This window comes from Saprospiraceae bacterium, assembly GCA_016709995.1.
Taxonomy (GTDB): Bacteria; Bacteroidota; Bacteroidia; order Chitinophagales; family Saprospiraceae; genus JADJLQ01.
On sequence record JADJLQ010000001.1, the window covers coordinates 2,159,776 to 2,171,456 of the forward strand.

The following is an 11,681-nucleotide window of genomic DNA, read 5'->3' on the forward strand; positions in this document are numbered from 1 at the left end:
CAACAAAATTAGACTTGAGTTCAAGGACAGTTTTTTTTTAATTACTTTCCAGAATTAGACCCAGATCAGGTAAGTTTTACCTGAATATCGACACCGGACGGGAGCTCTAATTTGGAAAGCGCATCTACCGTCTTTTGCGTAGGCGTATAGATTTCGATGAGGCGCTTATGGGTCCTAAGTTGAAACTGCTCCCGAGCTTTTTTGTTTACGTGTGGTGATCTTAGCACCGTGTAAACTTCTCTCTCGGAGGGCAGCGGAATCGGACCCGTAACCACAGCACCGCTGTTGCGGACCGTCTTTACGATCTTCTCCGTAGACTTATCAACCAGATTGTGGTCGTAAGAGCGGAGTTTGATTCTAATCTTTTGATTCATTTCCCTTTTTTAAAAATTACTTTATTATAATATTATGCCTTCACGGCACCTTTTGCTTTTTCTATAACCTCTGTGGAGATTCCTGCAGGAACTTGTGCATAATGCGAAAACTCCATGGCAGAACTTGCGCGACCCGAGGTGATCGTTCGCAATTGAGTCACATAACCAAACATTTCTGAAAGTGGAACATCTGCTTGAATTGCAACTGCCTTTCCCGTTCTCAGCTCTTGTCCTTTAGGCAATCCCCTTCTTCTATTGAGGTCACCAATAACTGGTCCCACAAATTCTTCAGGAGTAACCACTTCTAACTTCATGATAGGCTCAAGAATGACAGGACCTGCTTTCGGAGCAGCTGCTCTGAAACCTTCTTTAGCACACAATTCGAAGGCAATAGGCTTAGAGTCAACCGCATGGATTGAACCATCGAATATTCTAACCTTCATGCTGTCAATATTGTAACCGGCTAATACTCCGGATTCCATCATAGCCAGAAACCCCTTTTGAGTGGGAGGTATAAGTTCACGAGGAATAGATCCTCCAACTATATTATTAACAAACTGCATCTTCGTCTTGCCGTTTTTAAAATCATCTGATTCTAAAAACTCAGGATCTGCAGGACCTATTTCAAATTCAATATCAGCAAATAAACCTGAACCACCGGTTTGTTTCTTTAATTTTTCGCGATGAGATACTTTCCTGGTCAAAGCCTCCTTATAGTTGACCTGAGGAGCACCTTGATTACATTCTACTCCAAATTCTCTTCGCATACGATCTACGATGATCTCCAGGTGAAGTTCACCCATACCGGAGATAATAGTTTGATTTGTATCATCATCATATCGCACTTTAAAAGTAGGATCTTCTTCTGCCAGTTTATTTAAGGCGATACCCATTTTATCCAGGTCTTTTTGAGTCTTAGGCTCAACAGCTAAACCAATGACTGGCTCAGGGAATTTCATGCTTTCCAAAATGATAGGTCTATCAGGGTCACAAAGAGTATCCCCTGTACGAATATCTTTCATACCTACAGCTGCTGCAATATCCCCTGCCTCCACCGATTCAATAGGGTGTTGCTTATTGGCATGCATCTGATACAAACGTGAAATACGCTCCTTTTTATCGGATCTGGTATTGAGTACGTAAGTACCGTTTTCTAATCTACCAGAATATACTCTCATATAAGATAAGCGGCCTACGAATGGATCGTTAACTATCTTAAATGCGAGAGCGGCGAAAGGTTCAGTATTTAAAGGTTTTCTTAACTCCTTAGCGTCAGTCTTAGGATTGATACCTTCTACGGCTTCAATATCCGCTGGCGAAGGGAGATAAGTGCAAACAGCATCCAACATTGCCTGAACGCCTTTATTTTTGAAAGCAGAACCGCACATCATCAGTACGATCTTCATATCTATCACTGCCTTACGCAATGCAGCCTGGACTTCTTCAACTTCCAGAGAATCCTGATCTTCAAAATACTTCTCCATCAGTTTGTCATCGTATTCTGCAGCAACTTCCATGAGTCGATCCCTCCAAAGCTTAACCACATCCACTAAATCATCAGGGATAGGAATTTCAGTATAGGTCATCCCCTGATCTGCTTCATTCCAAACGATGGCTTTGTTGGTAATTAAATCAACTACGCCTCTAAAGGTATGCTCAGCTCCTATAGGTACTTGCAGAGGAATAGGGTTAGATCCAAGTTTGTTTCGCACTTCTTCAACCACGTTGAAAAAATCTGCCCCTGATCTGTCCATTTTATTGACAAATCCAATCCTAGGCACTTTATATCGATCAGCTTGACGCCAAACAGTTTCAGATTGTGGTTCTACACCAGATACAGCACAAAAAAGTGCGACCGTACCATCAAGAACACGCAGAGACCGTTCGACTTCTACGGTAAAGTCTACGTGACCCGGAGTATCAATAATATTAATGGTATACTCCTCCCCTTTCCAAGCCCAGGTAGTTTTGGTAGCAGCAGCAGTGATAGTAATACCGCGCTCCTGCTCTTGCTCCATATGGTCCATGGTAGCAGCGCCATCATGTACCTCACCAATCTTATGGTTGATACCTGTATAATACAATATACGCTCCGTGGTGGTTGTTTTGCCGGCATCAATATGTGCCGCAATGCCAATATTTCGAGTATATCTTAAATCTTTCAGTGCCATTAGATGGGTCGTTAATACTATTTATTTTATCTAAAACTTGCAAAAGCCCGGTTGGCTTCTGCCATTTTATGAATGTCTTCTTTCTTTTTTACGGCAGCCCCTTCACCTTTTTGAGCGGCTATAATTTCAGCTGCCAGTTTTTCAGCCATTCCTTTGCCAGCTCTTTCCCTGGCATAGCGGATCATCCACTTCATACCAAAAAATACTTTACGGTTAGGTGGTAATTCTGAAGGGATCTGAAAAGTGGCTCCGCCAATACGACGACTTCTCACTTCTACATGGGGCATCACATTGTCAAGGGCTTTACGCCAGATTTCCAGCTCACTTTCTTCGCCAGACTTAGCTTTTACGATGTCCATGGCATTGTAAAAAATGCTTTGAGCTCCTGATTTTTTGCCACTCCATTGCAGATTGTTAATAAATCTGCTGACTAAAGTGTCACTGTATCTTGGATCGCCCTGAATGGCTCTTGCTTTTGGTTTACGCTTCCTCATGCATTAATTCTTTAATCCGTTATAGATTTTATTTCTTTGGTCTTTTAGTACCGTATTTTGATCTTGATTTCTTTCTATTATTAACACCAGCAGTATCTATAGCACCGCGAACGATAGTATAACGTACTCCGGGAAGATCTTTGATCCTACCCCCGCGTACTAATACCATTGAATGCTCCTGCAGGTTATGGCCTTCTCCCGGGATATAAGCAATGACCTCAATACCATTGGTCATACGAACCTTGGCTACTTTACGGAGGGCTGAGTTAGGCTTCTTAGGGGTAGTGGTATATACACGGGTGCATACGCCTCTTTTTTGTGGGCATCCATCCAGAGCACGTGATTTGCTCTTAGCCTTCACTACTTTTCTACCTAAACGTACCAGTTGATTAATGGTTGGCATATCAGAAATTCATTTATTACTTATTGATTATCAATGATTTTCAATCAAAAAAGTGTTATTTTTTTCAAAAGTGTCTGCAAAGATATGATTATTTTTGAATTGAAAAAAAAAGTTTTGTAAAAATGAATTCGTTAACAAAGATAAGAAAAGCAGTATTCGAAGACCTGGGGGCCATACTGGACCTGGTCAGAGCGTTGGCCAGATATGAACAGGCAGAAAACGCGGTGACCGCTACGCTCCAAGATTATGAAAAAAACTTCCTGGAGGGAGTTTTTGAGGCCTTGGTAGCGGAGGATAAAGACCAAAGAATCATCGGTACTACTATATATTATCTAACGTGGAGCACGTGGAAAGGCAGGATGCTCTATCTGGAAGACTTTGTAGTGGCTGATTCAGATCGAGGTCAAGGAGTGGGCAAACTATTATTTGACAGTTTGCTCCAGGAAGCGATCTCCATGGACTGCAGGCTACTCAAGTGGCAGGTGCTGGACTGGAATATCCCTGCTATTAACTTTTATAACAAATATGATGCGATTATAGAAAAACAATGGTGGAATGGAAAATTGATCCTGGATCAGCCAAATTAATCGCCACCTAGGCCAGTTTAACGTAGTACATATTTATACTACCCTTGTTTTTAGCTTGAATTTTACCGCGGTATTCACATGGTAATTGGTCTTTGACCATTTGATAAGTAGACTCTGACAAATTGATTTTGCCGGATGCGGAAGAGGATTCCAGCCGTGAAGCGGTATTGACTGTGTCCCCCCAGATATCATAGACATATTTCCTCAAACCAACTATACCAGCAATGACAGGACCACTGTTGATGCCGATACGGATATCAAACAAACAATTGTTATCAGGGTTTTTGACCCAATTTAATATGTCAATAGCTGCATGACATGCTTTGAGAGCGTGGTCTTCGAAGATTCTGGGCAGGCCGCTTACTGCCAGGTAGGCGTCTCCAATAGTTTTGATCTTTTCCAATTCATGTTTATCGATGATCTGATCGAAAGCAGCAAAACACTTATTGAGTTCATAGACCAGCTGGATAGGAGATAAACTTTCGCAGATGGTAGTAAAATTGACAAAATCAGTAAAGATCACAGTGACATTGCCAAATTGTCTAGCTTCACTTTCACCTTTTGTCTTCAATTCTCTCGCTACTTCGTCTGGTAAGATGTTGAGTAACAGAATGTCTGATTTTTTACGCTCACTTTCGGCCAGTTGTTTTTGTTCAAGAGCAACCTGGGTTTGAGATTCGGCGATAAGTTTTTGTTTTTCAAGATCTCTTGTGCGTTCGGTTACCTTGGATTCCAGGTTTTCGTATAACAAAGCATTGTCAATGGAAATACCAATCTGCCCCGAAAGCATATTGAGCACCTCAAGTTTATTGGCTGTAAAAACGCCTTCTAAAAGCTTGTTTTCCAAGTAAATAAGTCCAACTTTATTGCCCTTATTGGAAAGTGGGATACAAATCATGGATTTAATTTGATGGTCAATCACATAATCGTCTTTCTGGCTGATTTCATCCCGAAGGGCATTGTTGATCGCTCTGACTTCCTGGGTCCGCCAGGAATAATTTATCAAAGTTTGCGGCACTGATTTGCTGTCTGAAAGCGGGATAGAGATATTGCTTTGGATTGGATCCGGACCAGCCTGACCCTCTGCGACTATATACAATTCTGCCTCTTTAGGTATGAGGAGAACACCTCTTTGAGCTCCGGCATTTTCCAAAAGTACACTCATGAGTCTTTGAATCAGCTCATCCAGTTTGATTTTGCTGGAAATGCTATGTGAAGCTTTGATTAAAGAACTATAATCCAGGGCAGCTATGGAGAAGTTAGTTCTGGTAGAACCTGACTGATTGATGATCCTCTCGTTGAAGAGATCGGGTCGTGCGATCATCATATGTCTGCATTTGCCAAAGGCAGCCCATTGATCGTACAAGTCATAAGCATCTTTCAGATAATAATTGCTTTGTTTAGTGACCCCAGATAAATGTTGGGCAATTCTTTCATTGGCGAGGGCTGCAAATTGGGTAAAGCCATGTTTGGTCGCTGCTACAATCGCCTGCTCCAATAACTTAATGGCTTCTGCAATGCGACCGGCCATATAGCTCTCTTCAGCTTGAAGGATTAATAATTGTTGTTGAAAATTTTCAGGACAGCCTTTAATCCAATGATGGAACCACTTTAGATTTCTTTTTAATATTTTTTTGTACTTCCGTTTTTGGGCAAGGTCAAATGTGTGAAACTGCGACGATATCAACAGGCTATAGTAGAAGTACCATTCTGAAAGGAAATAATGGCCCAAAATAAATACCTGTAAATCATCACCTTCATCAGCCCATTTTAGTCCCTCTTCGTGCCTGAGGAAATAATAATAATAAGGGAGCTTAAAATTGTAATAAAAAGCAACATTAGTTTGATTGCCAATCTCCTTTATATTTTTCAAAAAATCAATCTCTTTAAAATCACCACTGTCCCATTCGCCAGTAGCATCAGTCGTCCCAGTCAAAGCCCTGGCTAATTGAATGGAAGGGCTAATAAAATTGATACCGGCATCGATTTTATTGTCTTTAAGATATTCGATGTATTCGGATGTGCTCTCTAAAGAATCTGTGAGCCTAAGGCCACCACTTAATTTTTTCCAAAAAAACAATGAAATGGCATAGCCTGCAAAATTGGGATCGCCATTCATCAGACAAGCTTTGACATTGTCAACGATGTCACCCAAATTGTCTGTCAAAGGATGTTTCCATTGGTTATAAAACGCATTGACTGTATAATCCAGTTTCGTTTTAATTATAGAACTCTTTGTGCGCTGGTGCAGTTTTCGGGTAATATCCCAAAGGGCAAACCCTCTTTTGGAGAGCCCGATTCCTGAATAGGCAATCACCGAAAAGCCGGAAAAACCCCAGCCTGAGGCATCTGTAAACCCAAACTTTAAATAATGCCTGATAATCCTCAATACTACTATGACCATCAAATTTTGATCGACCTGGTAGGCACTGGTGGCTATATCTATCAAAAATTGGTTGATAGCGATGATTTCAGGGTCATTACATTCCGGAAGGTTGTATAATTTTTCTTTATCCTTATACCTGGTGGAGAACAATAATAGATATTTGGCTACTTCCAAAGATGCTTTGGTCTGAATAGCCCATTTACCTTCAGGAAAGTGAATATCATACAGACTCATCGCTTTTCTTCCGAGGGAAAGCGATTTTTGAGTGTTGCCTATTTTTAAATACAGCGCTGCATGGATATAATATATTTTGAGCTTTTCTAGGTTTGTTCTGGCGTATTTCAAGAGCTGTCCGAAAAGTTCTTCGGCACCTGTGTGATTGCCATTCAGGGATTCGCTTTCACTTAACTGTGAGAGTATATCAAAAGTGAGGTTGTAATCAGACTGCCAGGATTGGGTGGGCAAAAAATCTCTGGCTGCAATCAGGTATTTGATGGCAACATCATAAGAAGTAGAATCCTTGGCTTTTTCACCTGCTTTTAGGAAAAGCTTTGCAACGGATATTCTTTCAGCTGGGTTGGTAATAAGATCGAGACACTGGATGTAGTGACTGACTATATCAAATAAGGCATCGTTTAATTTTTCAGGTAATATTCTGGAATGCAATATTCTGGCTGTCTTCAGATGGATATCGTTACGTTCGTTGATCGGTATCAGAGCATATGCAGATTGCTGTACCCTATCGTGAAGAAATTTAAAACTTATACCCAGATTTTCTGATTCGGACTCAAAATCACTATTTATTCCCTCATTGAAAAGCGAAAATGTACGATACTTAAGATCTATAGAAAGCAGATAGCCGGTATTCAAAGCTGGTTGTAAAGCCTGGAATACATCTTTTTGCCTGATCTGCATGGCCGCTGCGAGGGTGGCGATGTTAAATGAATTGCCCTGGACAGCTGCAAATTTTAGAGCCTCCGTCGTTTGAAGAGGCAAAGCGATCAATTCTCTCGACATCAGATCTATGACATTGTCTGTGTACGAAAGACGCTCTATTTTATCCTGATCCCAGGTCCAACGATCCTGAAGATCAAGGTAGACCAATTTGTTTTCATACAATGACTGCAAAAAACGATTGATAAAAAATGGATTGCCCTGTGTCTTAATAAAAACATGTTTGCCGAGCTCATTTGCCTGATCGAGACTCATACCAAAAGAATCAGCGACTATCTGGATGGTGGTGTCTTCATCCAAAGGCTTCAGGTCAATCTCTACAACATTGACATTTTCTTTTTTGATCTGTTGAATGGACAAGGACAGTGGATGCATTTCGCTCACTTCATTATTGCGATATGCGCCGACGATCAAGATGTCACCAACCGACCTCCTCAAAGTTAGGATCCGCTCTATCAAATTTAACGAAGGCAGATCAGACCACTGTAAATCATCCAGAAAAATCACAAGGGGATGATCTGAGGAAGTAAAACAATAAATAAAATCCAGCAATACCAATCTAAACCTATACTCCTGTTCTGCCGGCGGTAATTTTTCAGACGGGGGAAGACTACCGATGATATATTCGAGATTGGGCAATACCTCATTGATCAACACTGCATTGGAACCCAGGACATCTAAAAACTTTGCTTTCCAGATCTGGATACTTTCATCACTTTCGGCCAGGATGTTTTTGATCAGACTATCAAAGGCTTCAATGAATGCGAAATAGGGTATGTTTCTTTTGAATTGATCAAATTTGCCTGAAATAAAAAGACCATTTTTTTCTATTACCGGTCGTTGAATCTGTTTTACCACCGCTGACTTTCCGACGCCGGAATATCCTGCAACCAAAGCCAACATGGACCTGGAATGCGCCAAATTGGCATAACTAGCTAATAATTGAGCTATTTCTGTTTCTCTGCCATATAAGCGCTGGGTTTTACGAAATTTGCCTGCTTTATCTTGTAATCTTGTTTTAAACGAATTAGTAAGCTGTCCTGATTCAATCTGGCTTTCGAGGATCTTGAGATCGTGGCGGATCCCGGCAGCACTTTGATACCTGTCATCGGGAATTTTTTCAAGCAACGTAGAAACTAAAAGATCCAATCCAATTGGAATATTCGGGATAATTTTTTTGAGGGAGGCCGGTATCCGGGATAAATGAAAATGGATGACCTCCAGCGCATCTGCCGAATCAAATGGGGGTTTGCCACTCAGCATTTCATAAAAGACAATGCCTAATGAATAAAGGTCACTGGCCGGAGTAATCGAATAACTGGTGCGTCCTGTTTGTTCCGGAGAGACATAAGTCAGGGTACCTTCGATACTATCGGGCAGGAGGATCTCTTGTTCTTCATTCATAAAATTGGTGCTGATACCAAAATCTATGAGTTTGACTTTATTGGCCTCGGACACCAGAATATTGTTAGAATTAATGTCTTTGTGAATGATGCCATGGGAATGAATATAGGCTAAAATATCAGTGAGCTGCAGGGCAATATGGAAAAATTCACGAAGTGATATCGGCTTTTTAAACAACCTCGACTTAAGCGATTCGCCATCAAAATATTCTTCAACTATACAGACTGATTTGAGCTTAGAATATAAATTGTATACTTTGATCACACCATCATGATCGAGCTTCTTTAGTGTATTGTATTCATGACTAAGCTTTGAAATTTTGAGTATGTCCTTGTTCTCCGGTCTATTTATTTTAAGGACTACTTCCTGATTGGTTTTTAGGTCAATGGCTTTAATCACTTCATGCCCTTCGTCTTTGTATATAGTGACCAAGGGATCAAATCCTTCTGGAATAAATAAGCCGCTTTCGTTCATAAGGGTACGGTCGGTTTAGTAGCAGAGTAAATACAATAATACCAAAGATTCCTGGACAGTGCTTCAAATTGTGCTACCGAAGCCACTTGATTGCCATGCATGACATCATTCCTGATTTTAGTAAAATGAAGAAACTTACCCAAACCAAGGAGGCTTTTGGACATTTTAAAGAGTTTATTTAGAGAAGGCGATACATGCGCTGTGACATCTTTTGGGTCAATGTCAGTGAATCCTGCCTCCTGCATGGAACTCCAGTGCTCATCCCAGGTATCCAGATCTGGCATGGACCAGCCCGAACACCATGTCTGCAGAATAGCTTCATCTTCTACTGCCAAGTTACGGCCCCGTCGGATGTATTCTGCGATTACCAATCTCCCTCCGGGCTTTAGCAATCGATATGCTTCCCTGTAAAAGTCCTTTTTTCGTCCTGCGTGGCATAAGCTTTCGCAAGCCCAGACTACATCAAAGCTTGCGTCATCGAAAATAGTTTGAGTATAATCTTGTATAGAAAAGTCAACTAAAGAGGTCAGCGCTCTACTTTCAGCTTCGCGCCGGGCTATCTCCACCTGATGCGGCACCAGGGTGATACCCGTCACCCGAGCTCCAATATTTTCAGCGACCCAAAAGGTACTTCCCCCTTGCCCGCACCCTGCATCCAAAACATGGTCGGCAGCCATAATATTGACCTTTTGGGCCAATATCAAATTCAATTTTTTTAGTGCTTGAGAATGCGTCTCCGTAAAGGTCTCATAATATCCAAAATGTACCGCCCGATCTCTTTTATTAAGCCATAGTACCCGGTAATCAAACCAGGTATTGTCGTAATACGAAATGATACTTTTCTGTAGATCAGTCATTTATACAATAAAATTGCTTTGGCAAATCAGGCCTAAAACTCAATACTACAATTATAGTGCCCAATGTTCTTTTAGGTCGACTGGGATGCGAAAACCAGATTGTTTTCCTTCCCTAAAATATTTGGCTAAAATACCGACGACCACGCCACCGATGGAGCTCATTGCTTTTTTGATAATCTCCTCTTTTATGCCCCTGGAATTGGGATTGTTTGGATCGAGGTCCTGCAAAACCTCATCAAATACATCGAGCTGAAAATCGACTAAATTTTTATCTCCATCCCCTCTTGAAGTGGTAGGATCGGTCAGTTTTTGATCTGTCCGATAGTTTTTGACAGATTCGTTGTATTTCATGAGCTCTTCATGGAATTCACCGTTTAATTGCTCTTCAGTTTCACCGTCTTCTGCCTCATCCCCTCTTGATTTTTTAAACAAGGAAGGATATTGTGCTCCAAAGGAGGGGCCCAACACTTCAAAGAACAAATCAGGATAATTATCATCTTTGATCATCTTTTTCATCAGCATGAGTGTAAACTTGGTACTGATCAGAAAGGTAGAAATGCACTCTACCAACGCTTTCGCGAGGGCGATACCGGATGCATGATCTATATCCAAAAAAAGGTGTTTGTAAATGGCCAGCTGCAAATCCCAGGCTTCCGGCACACTATTGGCCAATAATCGATCTTCAATCCCCATGATCTTACCGATAGCCTTCCAGGTATGAAACCAGGCTTCCTGTTGTTCTGCATTGAGGGGCTGGCCCAGCATGTCCAAGCCTTTAAAAAACTCAAGGGAAAAACACTGATTGGTAGCGATGAGGTCTTCCTGGCTGATGGGCATACCCCAGGCTTCTTTGTTCCAGGGCTCTCCTTCGGGGTTGGTCAATAGGTTGTAGCGCATAGCAGCATGCATGATGCGTACTTTGAGCGCGGTGAGGATACCGCGATGCTCTGGATCCCACCAGTCTTTGTCCATGATATCAAACACGAACTGGGCTGTCTCGAATACTCGTCTGGTAGGCTGATCTTCCAGGAGTTTGGTCAGTCGCAGGACATTGGCCGGTTTCTCCGCCATATAAGTGTACGGGAGTGCTCTGAAGAACAATATGAAGATGAACTGGACTCCATTTTCTTTCCAGATTTCGCGGGTCATTTCAAATTTGGAGATGTCGTCAGCTGTGAACGTGGTAGACAATTCTTTTTCTACAAATAGTCGCAAATCATCCGGCAGATCGGCCGGCACAAAAGCATCATTAGCTGCCATGGCTCTCAATTCATCCCGGTCCGTTTTGAATCGAACGGATTTATATAAGGATTGGACTGCTGCATCGGCATCAGGGTCCATGATTTGTCGGAATTCATTTAAGTCTGAGTCATTCCAGGAGTTTGCATTTATTTCGTTTTCCATAATTTGGTTTTTTAAGTTGGGGTATAAATTTAGTTAAAATATTTCGATGTGTTAGCTCAATCCAAGCCACTCTAAGAGTTTCAACCATTTACCATAAAGTGAATTATCACTGGGTTTTTGGAATGTTTTATTGGATTTAAAATGACCAGTTTGAAGCTCATAGATATTTAAAG

The 11,681-nt window shown here is 41.4% G+C and carries 8 protein-coding genes; 1 reads left to right on the forward strand and 7 read right to left on the reverse strand.

Features of this window, described 5'->3' with window-relative positions:
* Window positions 1-65: 65 nt before the first annotated feature.
* The 4 genes from rpsJ to IPJ09_09120 are packed head-to-tail and all read right to left on the reverse strand — an operon-like array spanning window position 66 to window position 3,442.
* Window positions 66-374, reverse strand: coding sequence for a 30S ribosomal protein S10 (gene rpsJ, locus IPJ09_09105; protein ID MBK7371586.1), 309 nt, complete (start codon window positions 372-374; stop codon window positions 66-68).
* A 32-nt stretch (window positions 375-406) separates the two neighbouring features.
* Window positions 407-2,545: an elongation factor G gene (gene fusA / locus IPJ09_09110; GenBank protein ID MBK7371587.1), complete on the reverse strand. Its 2,139-nt coding sequence runs from the start codon at window positions 2,543-2,545 to the stop codon at window positions 407-409.
* 26 nt (window positions 2,546-2,571) lie between these two features.
* On the reverse strand, window positions 2,572-3,039 hold the full coding sequence (gene rpsG, locus IPJ09_09115) for a 30S ribosomal protein S7 (GenBank protein ID MBK7371588.1): 468 nt from the start codon (window positions 3,037-3,039) through the stop codon (window positions 2,572-2,574).
* 28 nt (window positions 3,040-3,067) lie between these two features.
* A complete protein-coding gene (locus IPJ09_09120; protein MBK7371589.1) occupies window positions 3,068-3,442 on the reverse strand; it encodes a 30S ribosomal protein S12 in 375 nt (124 codons plus the stop codon).
* A gap of 122 nt (window positions 3,443-3,564) precedes the next feature.
* Between IPJ09_09120 and IPJ09_09125 the strand changes: the two genes are divergently transcribed.
* Window positions 3,565-4,029, forward strand: a complete 465-nt coding sequence (locus tag IPJ09_09125) for a GNAT family N-acetyltransferase (GenBank protein ID MBK7371590.1) — start codon at window positions 3,565-3,567, stop codon at window positions 4,027-4,029.
* A gap of 7 nt (window positions 4,030-4,036) precedes the next feature.
* Here IPJ09_09125 and IPJ09_09130 read toward each other — a convergent pair whose 3' ends face one another.
* Genes IPJ09_09130 through IPJ09_09140 form a run of 3 tightly spaced genes read right to left on the reverse strand, consistent with a single transcriptional unit; the run spans window position 4,037 to window position 11,508 of the window.
* Window positions 4,037-9,247, reverse strand: a complete 5,211-nt coding sequence (locus IPJ09_09130) for an AAA family ATPase (GenBank protein ID MBK7371591.1) — start codon at window positions 9,245-9,247, stop codon at window positions 4,037-4,039.
* Window positions 9,244-10,104, reverse strand: a complete 861-nt coding sequence (locus tag IPJ09_09135) for a methyltransferase domain-containing protein (GenBank protein ID MBK7371592.1) — start codon at window positions 10,102-10,104, stop codon at window positions 9,244-9,246. Before IPJ09_09135 ends, IPJ09_09130 begins: the two co-directional genes overlap by 4 nt.
* A gap of 51 nt (window positions 10,105-10,155) precedes the next feature.
* A complete protein-coding gene (locus tag IPJ09_09140) occupies window positions 10,156-11,508 on the reverse strand; it encodes a DUF2236 domain-containing protein (GenBank protein ID MBK7371593.1) in 1,353 nt (450 codons plus the stop codon).
* Window positions 11,509-11,681: the final 173 nt, after the last annotated feature.